This is a genomic window from Anaerophaga thermohalophila str. Valhall, from assembly GCF_000250735.1.
Taxonomy (GTDB): domain Bacteria; phylum Bacteroidota; class Bacteroidia; order Bacteroidales; family Marinilabiliaceae; genus Anaerophaga; species Anaerophaga thermohalophila_A.
In genome coordinates, this window is record NZ_AHZV01000182.1 from 34428 (window position 1) to 52931 (window position 18504).

General features: G+C 42.1%; 17 protein-coding genes and 1 pseudogene. 9 read left to right on the top strand and 9 right to left on the bottom strand.

The window, feature by feature from the left end; all coding sequences use genetic code 11:
* Positions 1-72: 72 nt before the first annotated feature.
* Positions 73-804 (top strand): annotated as a pseudogene (locus tag OQ5_RS24525) (peptidoglycan DD-metalloendopeptidase family protein); the annotation flags it as partial.
* 127 nt (positions 805-931) lie between these two features.
* On the opposite strand, the gene purN reads toward OQ5_RS24525, so the two are convergent.
* Positions 932-1513: a phosphoribosylglycinamide formyltransferase gene (purN, locus tag OQ5_RS22475; protein ID WP_026055214.1), complete on the bottom strand. Its 582-nt coding sequence runs from the start codon at positions 1511-1513 to the stop codon at positions 932-934.
* Positions 1514-1686: 173 nt separating this feature from the next.
* On the opposite strand from purN, the gene OQ5_RS0109750 reads away from it, so the two are divergent.
* From OQ5_RS0109750 to rprY, 5 genes are all read left to right on the top strand, one after another.
* Complete coding sequence (locus OQ5_RS0109750; protein ID WP_010421658.1) at positions 1687-1923, top strand: acyl carrier protein; 237 nt, start codon at positions 1687-1689, stop codon at positions 1921-1923.
* A gap of 35 nt (positions 1924-1958) precedes the next feature.
* Positions 1959-3209, top strand: a complete 1251-nt coding sequence (gene fabF, locus OQ5_RS0109755; RefSeq protein WP_016777320.1) for a beta-ketoacyl-ACP synthase II — start codon at positions 1959-1961, stop codon at positions 3207-3209.
* Positions 3210-3212: 3 nt separating this feature from the next.
* Positions 3213-3950, top strand: a complete 738-nt coding sequence (rnc, locus tag OQ5_RS0109760; RefSeq protein WP_016777321.1) for a ribonuclease III — start codon at positions 3213-3215, stop codon at positions 3948-3950.
* A gap of 148 nt (positions 3951-4098) precedes the next feature.
* Positions 4099-5700, top strand: coding sequence for a sensor histidine kinase (locus OQ5_RS0109765; protein ID WP_016777322.1), 1602 nt, complete (start codon positions 4099-4101; stop codon positions 5698-5700).
* Positions 5673-6356, top strand: a complete 684-nt coding sequence (rprY, locus tag OQ5_RS0109770) for a response regulator transcription factor RprY (protein ID WP_016777323.1) — start codon at positions 5673-5675, stop codon at positions 6354-6356. The genes OQ5_RS0109765 and rprY overlap by 28 nt, the downstream gene beginning before the upstream one ends.
* A 102-nt stretch (positions 6357-6458) precedes the next feature.
* On the opposite strand, the gene OQ5_RS0109775 is transcribed toward rprY, so the two are convergent.
* Together OQ5_RS0109775 and lepA are read right to left on the bottom strand one after the other, a co-directional pair.
* Positions 6459-7046 (bottom strand): outer membrane beta-barrel protein, encoded by a 588-nt coding sequence (locus OQ5_RS0109775; RefSeq protein ID WP_016777324.1) that lies wholly within the window; start codon positions 7044-7046, stop codon positions 6459-6461.
* A 461-nt stretch (positions 7047-7507) separates the two neighbouring features.
* Positions 7508-9295, bottom strand: a complete 1788-nt coding sequence (gene lepA / locus OQ5_RS0109780; RefSeq protein WP_016777325.1) for a translation elongation factor 4 — start codon at positions 9293-9295, stop codon at positions 7508-7510.
* A gap of 488 nt (positions 9296-9783) precedes the next feature.
* Between lepA and OQ5_RS0109785 the strand changes: the two genes are divergently transcribed.
* Positions 9784-10752, top strand: a complete 969-nt coding sequence (locus OQ5_RS0109785) for a GDP-mannose 4,6-dehydratase (RefSeq protein ID WP_016777326.1) — start codon at positions 9784-9786, stop codon at positions 10750-10752.
* Between the two features lie 42 nt (positions 10753-10794).
* Here OQ5_RS0109785 and groL read toward each other — a convergent pair whose 3' ends face one another.
* The 6 genes from groL to OQ5_RS0109815 all read right to left on the bottom strand — a co-directional run bounded on the left by groL (position 10795) and on the right by OQ5_RS0109815 (position 16677).
* Positions 10795-12432: a chaperonin GroEL gene (gene groL / locus OQ5_RS0109790; protein WP_016777327.1), complete on the bottom strand. Its 1638-nt coding sequence runs from the start codon at positions 12430-12432 to the stop codon at positions 10795-10797.
* 35 nt (positions 12433-12467) lie between these two features.
* Complete coding sequence (locus tag OQ5_RS0109795; RefSeq protein WP_010421684.1) at positions 12468-12746, bottom strand: co-chaperone GroES; 279 nt, start codon at positions 12744-12746, stop codon at positions 12468-12470.
* Between the two features lie 305 nt (positions 12747-13051).
* Entirely contained in the window at positions 13052-13408 is a 357-nt protein-coding gene (gene secG / locus OQ5_RS0109800; RefSeq protein ID WP_016777328.1) for a preprotein translocase subunit SecG, read from the bottom strand.
* 11 nt (positions 13409-13419) lie between these two features.
* Positions 13420-14457 (bottom strand): tetratricopeptide repeat protein, encoded by a 1038-nt coding sequence (locus tag OQ5_RS0109805; RefSeq protein ID WP_016777329.1) that lies wholly within the window; start codon positions 14455-14457, stop codon positions 13420-13422.
* Positions 14458-14468: 11 nt separating this feature from the next.
* Positions 14469-14996 (bottom strand): LptE family protein, encoded by a 528-nt coding sequence (locus OQ5_RS0109810; RefSeq protein WP_026055215.1) that lies wholly within the window; start codon positions 14994-14996, stop codon positions 14469-14471.
* 403 nt (positions 14997-15399) lie between these two features.
* A complete protein-coding gene (locus OQ5_RS0109815; RefSeq protein WP_016777331.1) occupies positions 15400-16677 on the bottom strand; it encodes a sigma-54 interaction domain-containing protein in 1278 nt (425 codons plus the stop codon).
* A 543-nt stretch (positions 16678-17220) separates the two neighbouring features.
* On the opposite strand from OQ5_RS0109815, the gene kdsB reads away from it, so the two are divergent.
* Positions 17221-17979 (top strand): 3-deoxy-manno-octulosonate cytidylyltransferase, encoded by a 759-nt coding sequence (kdsB, locus tag OQ5_RS0109820; protein ID WP_016777332.1) that lies wholly within the window; start codon positions 17221-17223, stop codon positions 17977-17979.
* 75 nt (positions 17980-18054) lie between these two features.
* A complete protein-coding gene (locus tag OQ5_RS0109825; RefSeq protein WP_016777333.1) occupies positions 18055-18453 on the top strand; it encodes a hypothetical protein in 399 nt (132 codons plus the stop codon).
* Positions 18454-18504 lie beyond the last annotated feature (51 nt).

An 18504-nucleotide genomic window follows, 5' to 3' on the forward strand; every position in this document is an offset into this window, starting at 1 on the left:
TTCGAAGAAAAAGACTCTCTGAAGATACCGGTATGGTTTGTTTACGAGATCGACCCCATTGAATACATGGTCATGTCACTTCGAGGAGATACTGTTATCTACCGCGACCACAAAGAGGTGAAATATAACAGGAAAACCACGGTAGGGGTTATCGAAACCTCTTTATGGAACACCATATATGAAAACGAGCTAAATCCAAATCTTGCACTCGATCTTTCCGATATTTTTGCCTGGACAGTAGACTTCTTCGGGCTGGAAAAGGGCGACCATTTTACGGTAATCTATGACGAGCAATACGTTGACAGTGCCTCAATAGGCATTGGGCCTATACATGCAGCCTACTTTCATCACAGGGGTAATCCTTTTTATGCGTTTCGTTATGAGCAGGATAGCGTGATGAGTTTCTTTGACGAAAAAGGCGCAAGTTTGAGAAAAGCATTTCTGAAAGCACCACTTAAATTTTCGCGCATCAGCAGCAGGTTTAGCAACAGTCGTTTGCATCCCGTGTTAAAAATCAGACGTCCTCATCACGGGGTCGATTATGCCGCTGCAACAGGAACCCCCGTCTATGCCCTGGGAGATGGTCGTATCACCCATAAAGGCTGGGATACCAAAGGAGGTGGTAATTTTATAAAAATTCGTCACAACAGTGTTTACACTACTGTATACATGCACCTTTCGGGGTTTGCCAAAGGAGTCCGGAAAAACACGATGGTAACTCAGGGGCAACTTATCGGCTATGTCGGTTCAACAGGTCTTGCTACAGGGCCACACCTCGACTTCAGGGTATATAAATACGGGAGAGCCATCGATCCCCTCACCATTGAAGCACCGCCGGTAGAACCAATTAAAGAAGAACAATTACCTGAATACCTGGAATACATTAAACCCTGGAAACAAAAACTCGACAGCCTTACCAGAACACACTTTTTCAAGCGGGACTCTGCCGTTTCTCAAGAATTTGTGCAATCACCCGGGGATAGTGTTCATACTCGAGACGGTGAACCCGCTCTGCCAGGGTCTCAGGAGTATCTCCTTCCTTCACCGGACAATGTGCCTGAAAGATGATATCACCATCATCGTATTTGTCGTTCACATAATGAATAGTGATTACCGGTTTTTTTTCGCCGTTTTCAATTACTGCCCTGTGCACATGCTGACCGTACATGCCTTTACCTCCGTATTTGGGCAACAATGCAGGATGAATATTAATAATCCGGTCTGGAAAAGCTTCAACAATATTTTGAGGTACAAGCCAGAGAAAACCTGCCAGTACAATCAAATCGGGAGATAAATCCATCAAAAAACGGAGCACCTCATCCGAATGAAAAAACATCTCTTTGTCAAACACTTTTGTTTTGATATTCAGTTTTTTTGCCCTTTGAAGAACCCCGGCATCCGAACGATTGGACAAAATATACGAAACTTCAACGCCGGGGCGGTTTTTAAAAAAAAACGCAATATTTTCGGCATTGGAGCCCGATCCGGAAGCAAATAAGACAATATTCTTCATTCCCAAATTTTTATCTTACGAAATTTTAGTACTTTTGCCCCGTCAAAATTAGAAAAAAGAGGCCTGAAAACTAATTTCTTTTGAGGAATATTTGATTTATTTTGGGCAAATCTTTTTCTTTGCACAGTTGTTTTAAAACCAAATTATCTATTATTAACTTAAAATTTAAAGCTATGTCAGACATTGCATCAAGAGTTAAGGCAATTATTGTAGACAAGTTGGGCGTTGACGAAACAGAAGTAACCAACGAAGCCAGCTTCACCAACGATTTGGGTGCTGACTCTCTTGACACTGTAGAGCTGATCATGGAATTCGAAAAAGAATTCAACATTGCAATTCCTGATGATCAGGCAGAAAACATCGGCACAGTGGGTGACGCCATTGCTTACATTGAAGAAAATGCAAAGTAATCAGTAAAAAGTAGAGTTATACTTTAAAAGCAGTTATGGAGTTAAAAAGAGTAGTAGTTACAGGGTTGGGTGCCATTACTCCGATAGGTAAAACCATCGATGAGTATTGGGACAACCTGCAAAAAGGAGTAAGTGGTGCTGCACCCATTACTCGATTTGACGCCACCCATTTTAAAACAAAATTTGCTTGCGAGGTAAAAGACTACAATCCTACCGATTACTTCGACCGCAAAGAGGCAAGAAAAATGGACATGTTTGCTCAGTTTGCCATGATCGCAGCTGAGCAGGCATTCCGGGATGCTCAAATTGATCCCCAGGCCATAGACCAGGATATGGCAGGCGTCATCTGGGGTGCAGGCATTGGTGGTATCATCACTTTCCTCGACGAAACGCGTTCTTTTGTAAAGAACAATGAAGTACCTCGTTTTAATCCATTCTTCATTCCTAAAATGATCTCTGACATTGCAGCAGGTCATATATCCATGAAGTACGGATTGAGGGGTCCCAATTACGGGACGGTATCGGCTTGTGCGTCTTCAACTCATGCTATTGCAAGCGCTTTTGACCTCATCAGACTTGGAAAGGCTGAAATGTTTATTACAGGAGGCTCAGAAGCTGCAATAAATGAAGCAGGAGTAGGCGGATTTAACGCCATGCAGGCAATTTCTACCCGGAACGACGACCCTGCCACTGCCTCACGCCCCTTCGACAAAGACAGAGACGGCTTTGTAATGGCAGAAGGTTCGGGTGCCCTGGTTCTTGAAGAATATGAGCACGCTGTGAAACGTGGTGCAAAAATCTATTGCGAACTGGCAGGTTCAGGTATGACCGCCGATGCCTATCACTTAACAGCTCCCGACCCCGATGGGAAAGGTGCTGAAAGAGTAATGGCCAATGCACTGAAAGACGGAAATATTCGTCCTGATGAAGTAGATTACATCAACGTTCACGGTACTTCCACCCCGCTGGGAGACATCGCTGAGCCACGTGCCATTCAAAAGGTATTTGGAGATCACGCGTATAAGCTGAGTATCAGCTCCACAAAATCAATGACCGGACACCTGCTGGGTGCTGCCGGGGCTGTTGAGGCCATTGCATCGATTTTGGCAATGAAAAACAGCATTGTTCCTCCCACCATTAATCTTTTTGAGCTCGATCCCGAAATTGATCCAAAACTCAATTTGACAGTTGGAAAAGCTCAGGAAAGAAAAATAAAAGTGGCGATGTCGAATACTTTCGGCTTTGGAGGTCACAATGCATGTGTGGTATTTAAAGCAGTAGATTAAGTTGTGTTTATACCGCTTTTCAAATCTATAAAACTTTTTTCCCGTAAGGGAAGAAAGTTTTATAGATTTATAAATTCAATAACCGGGATTCGGCCCGGCAATACCGACCTGTATCACCAGGCAATGGTGCATAAATCTGTTATCAGACGAAACAGAAGAAAAGCTCTTAACAACGAACGCCTGGAATATCTGGGAGATGCCATTCTCGGAGCCGTAGTTGCTCAGGAATTATATCTCCTCTACCCAAAAGAAGACGAAGGATTTCTCACAAAAACCCGCTCCAGAATAGTGAGCCGGGCCAATCTTAATCAAATCGCCCTCGACATGGGTCTTCAGGAATGGATACAATTCCATCCTCCAGGAGACATATCACAAACACACATCCTTGGCGATGCACTCGAAGCCATTATTGGCGCCATCTTTCTTGATAAAGGTTACGGAAGTTCACGAAAATTCATCCGAAACCGTATTCTCACCAAATACCTTGATTTGAAACAAATCGTTGAAAATGATACCAATTACAAATCGATATTAATAGAGTGGGGACAAAAAAATAAGCGCCCCGTCCATTTCATCACCGAAGAATACCCGGTAACAGAAGATAACGGTCCTGTTTTTATAGCCAGAGCTATTGTTAATGAAAAAATATCAGGAATGGGTACAGGGAATTCAAAAAAGGAAGCAGAACAGAAAGCTGCTAATGAGGCCTTAGAAAACGTCCAGACAGAAACACCTTTATAAATCAGGCTAGGTCTTGTGACGCTGATTTCAATAAAAACAGTTGATTTTTTCCCTTAGTTGATAAAGCTTTATTAACTGAATATCAAGGTTTAAAGTTAATTATTGTTAATCGCAGTGATTTTCGAAATCAACCCATTATTTTTGTAGTATGAGCAGGAAATTCATTTGGGTATTGACCATTATTATAGCTTTTACTCTTGCGGGACTGATCTATATCCAGACCCTGTGGATAAAGAATGCTACGAAAATAAAGGAGGATCATTTCGATCAGACGGTCCGGCAAGCGATGGATCAGGTTATTACCCGTCTTGAAATGAATGAAACATCGAGATTAGGCGCTCAGCTTAAATTAAACCCTATCAACAACCTGCCGGAAAATCTTCGCAAAGAAAACAAGTATTTCTCAGGACAAAGTCACCAAACTCAGAGCGAGGAAGTCCCTCAACTCGACATTACCTTTGATTTCATTATCCAGGGCTCGAAAATGGATACCGAGTTTTCTACCTACAAAAAGGATTCACTGGTTTTCTCATATCGTGAAACCACCCCGATGATATTCAACAAATCGGAGGTAATGGACCCACTGGAAACGGCTTTCAACAACATCCAGCATCAGGTCCGCAATAAGATGGAAGAACAACGGAAAAGACTTCTTAAAGACCTGTTTGATGATGTACCGATAGAACAAAGAGTGGATCGTGAACTGGTTGATGCTTTTCTCCTTAAAGAATTTGAAGAAAAAGGCATAAAACTCCCTTACGAGTTTTCGATTATAGATTCGCGGGGCAACCGTGTAATGTCGACGGTTGGTTTCGATGAAAGTAAAGCCAACAAAATTTACCAGAAATACCTGTTCCCAAACGATTTGCACCCTAAAGCTAACCACATACAGCTTTATTTTCCCGAACGGCCTAACTACATCATGGATTCGATGGGAATGGTATTGCCAAGCGCTGTTTTTACAATTATTATGGTGCTGGCCTCTATCCTGACCCTGGTAATCATTGTACGACAAAAAAGACTTGATGAGATAAAAAACGATTTCATCAACAACATGACACATGAATTTAAGACACCAATATCCACAATATCGCTGGCATCACAAATGTTAAAAGATGGTTCGGTGGCGAAAAGCCCTAATAGTCTGAGACATATATCAAGTGTGATACAGGACGAAAGCAAAAGATTGAGTTTTCAGGTTGAAAAAGTCCTGCAAATGGCTATCTTTGAAAAGGGAAGTGCCAGTTTAAAGATCAAAAAGGTGAATATTAACGAGCTTATTGCAAAAGTCACCAACAACTTTAAACTGAAGGTAGAAAACAAAGACGGGCAGATAATAGAAAAACTGGAAGCCAAGAATCCGACGGTTTACGTTGACGAAGTACATTTTACAAATGTTATTCATAACTTGCTGGATAATGCACTGAAATATCGCCGTGGAAAGCCGATTTTTCATGTTAAAACATGGAATCGCCCGAAAAATGGAGTTGTAATATCCATACAAGATAACGGCATGGGTATTTCAAAAGAAAATATAAAGCGTATCTTTGAAAAGTTTTACCGGGTACCCACCGGCAACATACATAACGTAAAAGGATTTGGTCTTGGTCTGGCGTATGTCAAAAAGATTGTAGAAGACCATGGCGGGACCATTACTGTTGAAAGTGAATTAAATACAGGCACAAAATTTGAAATTTTTTTACCTTTTAAACATACCAAGGAATGGAAAAAGAATATAAAATTCTCCTGACCGAAGACGACGAGAACTTAGGCATGCTGCTTCGTGAATATCTCGAAGCCAAAGGTTATGAAACCGATCTTGTACCAGATGGCGAACAAGGTTATGATGCATTCATGAACAAAAAATACGATGTATGTATTTTTGATGTCATGATGCCTAAAAAAGACGGATTTACTCTCGCCAAAGAGATTCGGATGGTAAATACCGATGTACCCATTATTTTCCTCACTGCCAAATCAATGAAGGAGGATATTTTCCAGGGGTTCAAGATCGGCGCCGACGATTACATCGCCAAGCCATTTAGTATGGAAGAGCTGCTCTTCCGTATTGAAGCTATTTTGCGTCGCACAAAAGGCGGGCTTGCTAATCAGGAAGTCTTCCAGCTTGGGAAGTACAAATTCGACACCCAAAAGCAACAGCTGATCGATGGTGACAAGGTGGTTAAACTGACTACCAAGGAATCTGAACTACTGAAATTGCTTTGTAACAATGCCAACAAGGTATTAGAACGTAATTTCGCCCTCAAAACAATATGGGTGGACGACAATTATTTCAATGCCCGCAGCATGGACGTGTACATTACCAAACTCAGGAAGCACCTGAAAGATGAACCATCGGTTGAGATTATCAACGTGCATGGTAAAGGTTACAAGTTGGTTCTCTGATTTATCCCCGGTCAGGAAAAGAGGAGTCAATAATTATCTGCCGGCCCGATGAGTAAAGTCATACCGGGCCGGAATATTATTTTTTGTCCGATTTTTATATGATTACTTCTTCCCGGAGCTACGAAAACTAACAGCCAGACCAATTTCCAACCAGCCTGATCTCATATCGTCGGCATCCTCACTGTTCGAATGCAGATTATAATGATATCTTCCTTCGAGAGATAATCTCATGTTTCCTAACAGGAAACCGTAATCAATCCCTCCTGCCAATCCGAAAAGCGTCCTTCTGTCAAAAACAACATCGTCCTGGTGGTCAAGCACCATCTGTAAATAGGAGCCGGCATTCAATCCAATATCATGTTTTCTTCCCAGCGGAAATCTTGCCCGCGTCATAAAAGGAGTGTGAATAAAACTGTACGAATAATCTGTTCCTTCCGAGCTGAAAGACAACCGGTTGTAATCCACTTCCACCAGAAATCCCATGTTTTTTGTCTGCATGTGAAGGTACCGGACACCGACCACAGGGCCAAGGAAGTTGCTTCCCTCATCATCATCCGATATGTATGCCCTGGCAATATTTGCTGATGATTTAACCCCCACTTCAAAAAACGGAGTGAATTCGCTTTGAGCAAACATGCCTCCGGCATTTAACAGCAAAAAGGCAGAAACAAAAAACAACAGTTGCCGCATAGAGAGATTGTTAGATTGTTAGATTGTTAGATTATTAGATTATTAGATTATTAGGTTGTTAGGTTGTTAGTGTCTTACCCCTGATATTCGTGTTTTTTTTGGCAAAATTAATGCTCTGTCACCGCTCCGCGGTTAATTGTTACGGACTTTATTGGTAACGTTACCGCTCTGTCACCGCTCCGCGGTTTTAGTATTTTTAACCCTATATCAGCAGTTAATAGCCGCGGAGCGGCGACAGAACGGTAGAATTATGTAAAGAAAAACAAAAAGCTGCGGAGCAGTGACAGATAATGTATAAATTTGTTTGGTTCTGGCTTGTCCAGGTTAGGTTGTTAGGTTGTTAGGTTGTTAGGTTGTTAAGATTGTTGGTTGTTGGTAGCTCAACCTTAACCTCAACCTCAACCTTAACCTCAACCTTAACCTCAACCTCAACCTTAGCAGGTTTCGGGTTGCTGGTTTTATCAATCGAGTTTCAGTACGGCAAGGAAAGCCTTTTGGGGTACTTCAACATTCCCTACCTGTTTCATCCGTTTTTTTCCTTTTTTCTGCTTTTCCAACAGTTTCCGTTTTCGTGTAATATCGCCGCCATAGCATTTGGCTGTAACATCCTTACGCAGTGCTTTTACCGTTTCACGTGCAATAATCTTGGAACCGATGGCAGCCTGAATGGCCACATCAAATTGCTGTCGCGGTATTAATTCTTTCAGTTTTTCACACATACGGCGTCCCAAAGGGTAGGCATTGTCGGTATGTGTCAGTGTTGAAAGTGCATCAACCGGCTCACCGTTCAGAAGCACATCCAAACGTGCCAGTTTTGATGTACGATAACCTGTTGTATAATAATCAAACGAAGCATACCCTTTGGAAATACTTTTCAATTTGTCATAGAAATCAAAAACAATTTCGGCCAGAGGCATATCAAAACTCAGTTCCACCCTGTCGGCCGTCAGGTAGTGCTGGTTGACCAATTCTCCCCGTTTACTTAAACATAAAGTCATTATAGGGCCGATAAAATCGGATCTGGAAATAATCTGAGCCCGTATATAAGGTTCTTCCACATGATCGATAACCGTTGGCTCAGGTAACCCTGAAGGGTTGTGAACCTCCAGCACTTCTCCCTGTTTGGTATATACCAGATACGGAACGTTGGGAACCGTTGTAATCACATCCATATCGAATTCCCGGTCGAGCCGTTCCTGGACAATTTCCATGTGAAGCATCCCGAGGAAACCGCACCGGAAACCAAAACCGAGCGCCACGGACGATTCCGGTTGAAATGTCAGGGATGCATCGTTGAGTTGAAGTTTTTCGATAGCTGCGCGCAAATCTTCATAGTCATCCGTGTCGATGGGATAAACACCTGCAAAGACCATTGGTTTAACTTCCTCGAAGCCCGATATTGCTTTCGAGCAGGGACGGGCAACATGAGTGATGGTATCGCCGACCTTCACTTCCTTGCTCGTTTTAATGCCGGAGATAATATACCCCACATCGCCTGTGCTAAGCATATCACGAGGAACCATGCCAAGTTTCAGAACACCAATTTCATCGGCTTCATATTGACGTCCGGTATTCACAAATTTTACTTTATCCCCTTTTCGTATCTCGCCGTTCATCACTTTAAAATAAGCAATAATTCCCCTGAAATTATTAAATACTGAATCGAAAATAAGAGCCTGAAGGGGTGCACCGGGATCGCCTACCGGTGGCGGTATCCGTTCCACAATGGCATCGAGTATCTCTTCGGCGCCCATTCCTGTCTTCCCGCTTGCACGTATAATATCGCTCCTGTCGCAGCCTATGAGGTCAATAATCTGATCTTCTACTTCTTCAGGCATTGCACTTTCCATATCCATTTTATTAAGCACAGGGACGATGGTAAGATCGTGGTCTACAGCCTGATACAAATTACTTATGGTTTGCGCCTGGATTCCCTGTGTGGCATCCACAATCAAAAGCGCTCCTTCACAAGAGGCGATTGAACGCGATACTTCATATGAAAAATCCACATGCCCGGGGGTATCTATCAAATTCAATGTATAAATTTCATCACCTTTAGGATATTGCATCTGTATGGCATGACTCTTAATGGTAATTCCCCGCTCCCGCTCCAGGTCCATACTGTCGAGGGTTTGTTCGAGCAATTCGCGATCGGTTACTGTTTTGGTTCGTTCCAGCAACCTGTCAGCCAAAGTACTCTTACCGTGATCGATATGGGCAATAATGCAAAAGTTCCTTATATTCTTCATGTACAAATATGTTTTCTCTGATCTATGTTGTGTTGTCAAATGATTATGATCCGGAAACCAACAATGCTGGTTTGTTATTTAGTGTCTGTCCCTAAAGTGCCATTTACTTTGTTACGCTCGTCCGAAAATTACTCATTTACGATGTGTAAACTCCGTATTTTCGGACTTCGCAGGCCTTGTCAATGACACTTTCTGAACAGACACTCATATAGTAAAAAATTTTGTGAATTTATAGACCGACACTACTTATTAATCATGTGTCTGCAAAGATATTTAAATAATGGATTATTACATTGGTTGTTTCAATATCTTTAGTTTTATTGCTGTAACAGGAATTAATATTATTCTAATATCCCATCTTTTAATCATTGGTCTAAAAAATAGATTAACTCATCCATTGATTTAATCTTTCAGGACAAAATATTCCGGTTTTGCCTTGAAATTGGTCTTAAAATCGCGTAAAATAGCATTCTGAAAAAATCATCCTCATGTATAAAATAATTGTAACCGGCTGTGCCGGATTTATCGGTTCCCATTTATCCGAAACATTACTAAAAGAAGGACATAAGGTTGTTGGTATTGATAACTTCGACCCCTATTACAGTCCTGCCATAAAAAGAGACAACCTGAAGAATTGTTTTACTGACAAAAATTTTCTGTTTTTTGAGAAGGATTTAAGAGATGAAGCTTCTGTCCATAAAATCTTCTCCAAAGGAGCGGATATAATAGTTCATCTTGCAGGGAAAGCCGGTGTGCGTCCCAGTATTGAAGCCCCGCAAAGTTATATCGATCATAATATAACATCGACTAGAGTTGTGCTCGACGCTATGAAGAAAAGTAACATCACGAAACTGGCTTTTGCAAGCTCTTCGTCGGTATATGGTAACAATCCGCAAACCCCGTGGCACGAAGACATAAATGTTGACAACCCCATTTCGCCTTACGCGTTTTCAAAAAAATCGTGCGAACTCTTAAATCACACCTGGCATCATTTATACAGATTCGACATCATTAATATGCGATTTTTTACAGTATACGGGCCTCGTCAGCGTCCCGACCTGGCCATTCATAAATTCACACGCATGATGTTCGAAAATCTCCCGCTTACATTGTTTGGTGATGGCAGTACAGCCAGAGATTACACCTATATTTCGGATACAGTGAGCGGAATACGCGGGGTTATCAGCTACCTGATGTCGCACAATTCTGTGTTCGAGGTAGTAAATCTTGGCAACAATCATCCGGTGGCCTTAAAAGAGCTCGTTCAAAAAATAAGCCTGGCAACGGGCATAGACCCCCGAATTGAAAGATTACCTGTACAGCCGGGTGACGTCGATATCACTTATGCCGATATCGGGAAAGCCAAACGGATGATCGGTTATCAGCCACAGGTAAATCTTGAAAACGGCCTGAAATATTTCGTGGAATGGTTCAAAAAGAAAAAGGCCGCCTTTTAAGACAGCCTTTCCTAATGTTATACTCAGTTTATGTTGCACTGATTACATCATTCCCGGCATACCGCCTCCCATTCCTGGATTGCCTGCCGGAGCGGGCTCTTCCTCTTTCTCTTCTACCAGTACGCATTCGGTAGTAAGGAACATACCGGCAATAGAAGCGGCATTTTCAAGAGCTACACGGGCCACTTTGGCCGGGTCGATAACACCGGATTTATAGAAGTCCTGATACTCGTCAATTCTGGCATTATATCCAAAGGCATCTTTGCCGTCTTTTACTTTCTGAACGATAACTGCGCCTTCTTTACCGGCGTTGGCCACAATTTGCCGCAATGGCTCTTCGATGGCCCGTTTCACGATTTCAACTCCGGTTGTCTGATCGTCGTTTTCACCCTTGAGGTTTTCAAGCTCAGCAATAGCACGTATATATGCAACACCACCACCTGGAACAATACCTTCTTCAACAGCTGCACGTGTAGCACTCAGCGCATCTTCCACACGGTCTTTTTTCTCCTTCATTTCCACTTCGGAAGCGGCACCAACGTATAGTACTGCTACACCACCGGCCAGTTTGGCCAGACGTTCCTGAAGTTTTTCCTTGTCGTAATCGGAAGTAGTGTTGGCAATTTGAGCTTTGATCTGCTGGGCACGCTGATCAATAGCATCTTTGTCGCCCGAACCGTTAACCACTGTTGTGTTTTCTTTGTCAATGGTCACTTTCTCGGCCTGTCCGAGCATATCGATGTTGGCATTTTCGAGCTTCAGTCCGGTTTCTTCAGAGATTACGGTACCACCGGTCAGTACAGCCAGGTCCTGAAGCATCTCCTTACGACGATCGCCAAAGCCGGGAGCTTTAACAGCAGCTACTTTCAACGAACCTCTCAGGCGGTTAACGACCAGGGTAGCCAGCGCTTCACCGTCAACATCTTCGGCGACGATAAGCAACGGACGGCCTGATTGGGCAGTTTGTTCAAGAACAGGCAGCAAATCCTTCATGGTGCTGATCTTCTTATCATGGATCAGGATGTAAGGATTCTCCAGCTCAGCCTGCATCTTCTCGGTATTGGTAACAAAATAAGGAGAAATATAGCCACGGTCGAATTGCATACCTTCAACCACTTCAACAGTGGTTTCGATGCCTTTGGCTTCCTCAACGGTAATTACACCTTCGTGCCCGACCTTGTCCATGGCCTCGGCAATAAGCCGGCCTATCTCTTCGTCATTATTGGCAGATATTCGGGCAACCTGTTCAATCTTGCTGTTGTCTTCGCCAACAACCTGGGCCTGTTTGCGAATATTTTCAACAACTTTGGCAACAGCCAGGTCGATACCTCTTTTGAGTTCCATTGGGTTTGCACCGGCAGTAACGTTTTTGAGCCCGACATTAACAATAGCCTGAGCCAAAACTGTGGCAGTAGTAGTACCATCTCCGGCATCATCGCCGGTTTTTGATGCCACCTCTTTCACCATTTGGGCGCCCAGGTTGGCATAAGGCTCCTTGAGCTCAATCTCTTTGGCAACGGTTACACCATCTTTGGTAATCTGCGGTGCCCCATATTTTTTGTCGATAACAACGTTGCGCCCATTGGGGCCCAGTGTTACTTTTACAGCATTTGCAAGCTGGTCAATACCTCTCTGAAGCCTTTCGCGGGCATCAATATCAAATTTAATCTCTTTAGCCATATTCTTTGAAATTTAGTAATGTTTTTAAGTTAAAATTACGCGATGTAAAGAATGTCATTCTGCGAGATGAGTAAATAATCCTCACCGTCGATGTTCAATTCGGTTCCGGCGTATTTCCCATACAATACCACATCGCCGGGTTTTACCTGCATAGGTTCATCTTTTTTGTCAGCACCAACTAAAACCACTTCTCCTTTCTGCGGTTTCTCCTTAGCTGAATCAGGGATGATTATTCCGCTTGAAGTCTTTTCTTCGGCTGCCTGTGGTTTTACCAAAACCTTGCCGGCAAGAATTTTTCCTTTCAATGTTGACATTTCTATTTTATTTAGACGTTAAACAAAATTAATTACTCCGCCAACCTTTCATTCACAAACTATGCCAAAGCCAGGCGACCTCTAAAAAGGAAGAAAAGAAGGACATTTTTACAGCATAGCCCAAAGTTGTCTTATAAATCAAAATCCACAAACATTTCTAAAGTCAGAGTTTCGATATGTCGAAAAAACTCCATACATATTATATATCAAAATCTTAAAAGCAGAAGACCTTTCAATAGCCGGCAAAAAAAAGAGTGTCAGCGATTGCTGACACTCTGTCATTTATTACTGTCAGTAATATTGTATCAGAGACTGTCACCGGCAGCTTCTCCCGAGGGAGCAGCTTCTTCCTCACCCACACCAAAATCAGGAAGTTCCTGTGTTGGTGCGGTCATATTCTGAATTTCTTCATCAATAGCTGAACCCGACTGCATCTCATCTTTTGGCAATACCATCACGGATATGAAGGACAGCACCAAAAGAGCGCTGGCAAGCGTCCATGTTGCTTTTTCCAGGAAATCGGCAGTTTTCCGAACCCCCATCACCTGATTGGAGGCTGAAAAATTTGAGGCCAGTCCGCCACCTTTGGAATTCTGAACCAGGACTATAAGTATCAGTAAAATACTGACCAGAATTACCAAAACTGAAACAAATTGATACATATCTTTCTAAATTACTGTTTATTAATAAGCTCTTCCATTTCTTCAATACGACGTGCAAAGTAAACACTTTTTTCGGGATATTTCAAGCGCAAACGTTCGAATATCTCTATCGCTTTTTGATAACGGCCCTGTTTGATGTGAATGTTTGCCAGTGTTTCGGTCATCAGATCATCATTCTCCTCAACACTTTTCACAGAAAAATCTTTGTCGGGAACCGAACTATTATCTGATGGCACAATCCGGGTTTGATTGCCTGCTTTATTGAGAAAGTTATCTATAAGCTCCATTTTTCCGTCTTGTTTTGATTTTGGAACTTGCTCTTTCTCAGCATTGGTGCCTTTTTCCACAGGCTGATGTCTTAACAGATAAAGCCATTCCGAAAATGAATGACTTTCATTAAAATCAATGGAGGATTTGGATACTTCGTACTCGAGAGAATAGGCAGATGAATAAGCTTCTTTCTCATAATCAAGCAAGTCGGCAGAAGGTAATACAAGATCGGGATTGTGCTCATTCCCATCGTAGGCTCCTTCTTCGGCATCACCCTTTTCATCTTCCCTTTCTTCATCTATGCCTGAAAAATTTATCTGCTCGCCGTTTGCAGAAGTAATCGTATCATCAACCTCAAAATAGTTGGCATCATCACCCACTATCAGCTCAAGGTTATTCGATGACCGGTGGTCAGTCTCTTCCCTGTTCTCATCACGAGAAAGGAGTTCAACAGATGGACTCTCCGGCTGATCCCCTGATGCTGCTTCATCCTTATCAGGAGACGGAACATCAATGCGGGATTGTTCTGTAGATTCTTTTGCTGAAAATACATCGTTAATCAGGAAAAACAACTTTGACCGGTCGGGAATATACGCAGCAGCCAGTTTGAGTTCACTGTTAAACCGTATGTGGTCAAGCTTGTGAAGATTTTTGATCCACAGCATCCTGCCAGCCTGAAAAAACGGATAGGTATCAAGAACTTCTTTAAGCGTCTCAAGAGTTTGTTCATCCAGCATTTCAGGGGCTGATACCAGATCGATCAGTCGCATACGGCCCATAATAAACAATTTTACCAGTCAGCAAATGCTTTATTAAAAATATTATCCGTAAGTTCTTCCACAATCTCACTAACCAACTCACCCTCAATGGCTGTAATGTTCTGTTCACTCGGGAAATCGCGATATGCCGAAAAAGAAGACTCCCAACTTTTTTCGGGGTCTTTAAAGTTTTCGTATCGAACATTAATCCTAACAGTCAAACGGGTTTCAGCCGAAACAGCGTCTGCCTGAATAGCAAGTGGTTCTGTTTCGTAACCGGTTATTTCTCCTGAAAAGTCCACATCTCCGGTTTCTTCAGCAAGTGTAAGTCTCGAACCGTTAATAACCCGGTCTTTCAGGGCTTCGGTAAGGGTCTGGCTTAAAACGGGGTTTATATATGCAGCTCTGTTATCGAACGTCTGAACAGAGGCAGTATGCACGTTTTCTGGAATGGATGCCCCGTCGAATGTCATCTGAATGGCACATCCATGCATCAGAAAGGACACTACTAAAACCCACATACTTTTTGTTATGACACTCTTAATCTGATGTTTATTCATTCGTATAAAATTTATTTAACTAATTGGCCGAATGGAACTCGCATGCAAGAACTTATACATGTTCTTATTATGGTAAAACTATCTATGTTCATTTCATCTTACATCTTACATCTTACATTTAATAGTTGTTACCCGGCTGTTAGAATTGTTAATGTTGTTAGTTACCGAATGTAATAAGTTTTATTACATCATCTATTTGATTGGCTCAAGTTATGGGTAATTCTTAACCTTAACCTTAACCTCAGTCTCAACCTCAATTAATAATTGGTAACTGGTAATTGATAATTAATCTGTGGTGAATCCTCAACCTTAACCTCAACCTTAACCTCAACCTCAACCTCAACCTTAACCTTAACCTCAACCGGTAATTGCCCGTTTACTCCATGTGCCTGTGAAACTGCTTCTATCCTTCAATATTGTGTTCTTTAATTTTACGATACAAAGTGCGTTCCGAAATTCCCAACTCTTTGGCTGCCTGCTTCCGTTTTCCACTATGCTTCTCAAGGGCTTTCTTTATGAGTTCCACCTCCTTTTCTTCAAGAGAGAGCGACTCTTCAACTAACTCTTCAGTATCTTCAATATTATGGTGTTCTTCGGCAGGGCTATTGTTTTGTCTGCGCTGACTGAAAGGAACAATAGTTCCCTCTTTGAGTAGCTGAGGATTGGTTAAATCCTGCGCAGTATCCTGATAAAGGTTTTGAATTATTTCGGCATTATCACCTTTTAGGCTGACGTCATTCCCGTGTTGCAAAATTTCCAGCACAAGCTTTTTAAGATCGTTCATGTCCCTTTTCATATCAAAAAGCACCTTGTAAAGGATTTCGCGCTCGTTGGAGAAATCAGAGCCCCCAAATTGATGCTCCCGGCCGCCAATCAAAGCAGGCAGATTATCTCCTTCATGATAAGGCAGATATTTTTGCAGATCACTGGCTGTCAGCACTCTTTCTTTTTCAATAATAGAAATCTGTTCGGTAATATTTTTCAATTGCCTGATGTTTCCAGGCCACCGGTATCGTTCCAGCATCTCACGGGCACTCTGGTCGAGCTTAACGGCCGGCATCCGGTAGCGGTCGGCAAAATCGGCTGCGAATTTTCTGAACAACAGGTAAATATCCTCAACACGTTCACGAAGAGGCGGAATATTGATGGGAACACTGTTCAAACGATAGAACAGGTCTTCACGAAATTTCCCTTCTTTAATAGCTTTTTCGAGGTTGACATTGGTGGCTGCCACAACCCGGACATTGGTCTTCAATATTCGTGACGAACCCACGCGCATAAATTCGCCGGTCTCCAGTACCCTAAGCAGTCGAACCTGCGTGGCAAGAGGAAGCTCTCCTATCTCGTCCAGAAAAATGGTGCCTTCATTGGCTTCCTCGAAATATCCCTTACGGTCGGAATAGGCACCGGTAAAAGCGCCCTTTTCGTGACCAAACAATTCGGAATCGATGGTACCTTCGGGAATGGCGCCACAGTTAACGGCTACATATGAACCATGCTTACGAATGCTATGCTGGTGAATGATCTGGGGAAACACCTCCTTTCCCGTACCGCTCTCGCCTGTTATGAGAACCGACAAATCGGTAGGAGCCACCTGAACAGCGACATCAATAGCCCTGTTAAGTGCTTCAGAATTTCCTATAATCCCGTAACGTTGCTTGATTTGCTGTATATTGACCATAAAATAACTGCTATTTTTTCAGTATCAACTGACAAAGTTACTATTCTTTGTCTGTTTTTCCATTTTACGCATCGATAAAATATAAAACCCGTACTAAACAGTGCTCGTCTATTAACTCGCAAAGAATTTTTACAGTATGTGTGTCTGTTCAGAAAGTGTCATTTACAAGGCTTGCGAAGTCCGAAAATACGGAGTTTACGCATCGTAAATGAGTAATTTTCGGACGAGCGTAACACAGTAAATGGCACTTTATGGACAGACACTAAATATTATTTTGAGGTGCTGTGAGTTTTGTCTATTTTTATTCCACGCTGAGAACGCAAAATTAAAGGAATGCTAAAATCGCAAAGAAACAAGCATGGAAAGGTTTACCACAACAAGAATGAGTGCAGTATAAAAAGCATATTTTTGTCAAAATCAAGGCGTTTTAAATTTTTGTACCGGAGTTAACTCATTGTTAATGAGGATGCAAAAATTTAAAACAACACAGATTTTGGCAACAAAGATGCTTTTTATACCGGACTCAAGAATTAAAACAATAATATGAAAACAGAAGATATACTTGGAATTATACCTGCAAGATACGCATCAACCAGGTTTCCCGGAAAACCGCTTGCCGATATTGGCGGAAAACCGATGATACAGCGTGTATATGAACAAGCCTCAAAAGCGTTAACGCAGCTCGTCGTAGCAACCGATGACACCAGAATAATGGAGGCTGTTAAAAATTTCGGTGGGGTGTGTGTGATGACTTCCGACAGGCACCGCAGCGGAACCGACCGCTGCACTGAGGCGCTTGACAAAACCGAAGCATTAAACAATCGTAAATATCAGGTGGTTGTGAATATTCAGGGAGATGAGCCATTCATCGATCCACAGCAAATTGAAAAGCTTGTTATGTGCTTCTACAATGCCGAAACCGAAATTGCAACACTGGTAAAGCCACTGAAAAACAATAATGATCTATTCGATCCGAACAAACCCAAAGTTGTTTTGAACAGTACCTCGCAGGCATTATATTTCAGTCGTTCACCCATTCCCCATCTGCGAAATTTCCCTAAAGAGGAATGGCATCAACACCACAATTATTATATACACATCGGACTCTATGCGTATCGTACCGACGTGCTCAGAGAAATAACCCTTCTCAAACCCGCTCCTTTGGAATTAGCCGAGTCATTGGAACAACTGCGGTGGATCGAAAACGGATATGCAATTACTACCCGCAAAACCGAATTTGAAAGCTGGTCGATAGACACCCCGATGGACATTGATGAACTCAAGAGTAAAGGAGTATTTTAAAAATTCAACCAACAGGAGCAGAGGGAACTGAACTGTTAAGAAACGAATATAAAGCTAACATAAAAAAGTAACAATATGAACATTCCAATTATTATAGCAAATATCCTTACGCTTTTGGCATTTGTAATTCACACTTTTTTAGGGGACAGAGAACTGAAAATAATTGAGCCGGAGAATGAAAATGACGAAAAATATTTAAAACGTGAAAAATGGACAATGGTAAGAAGTGGCTGGCATTGGATTTCGTTTGACTTACTACTTGCCACCGTCGGACTTGGATTGATAAACTTTACAAGCTTTTTTCAAAGTGAAAGACTTCTGCTTCAAATATTAGCGGTTTATTTTCTTGGATACGGTATCGTTTGGATAATTGGAATAGCAATTTCCAGGAATTTTCCAAAAAATTACCTGAAATTGGGACAATGGATTTTATTATGGGTGATTAGCGGACTGATTTTTATCGGTCTAAATTAACGATTATTAAAAAAGCCTAAACGCTGAGACGCCATGACGCAAAGTTCTTAT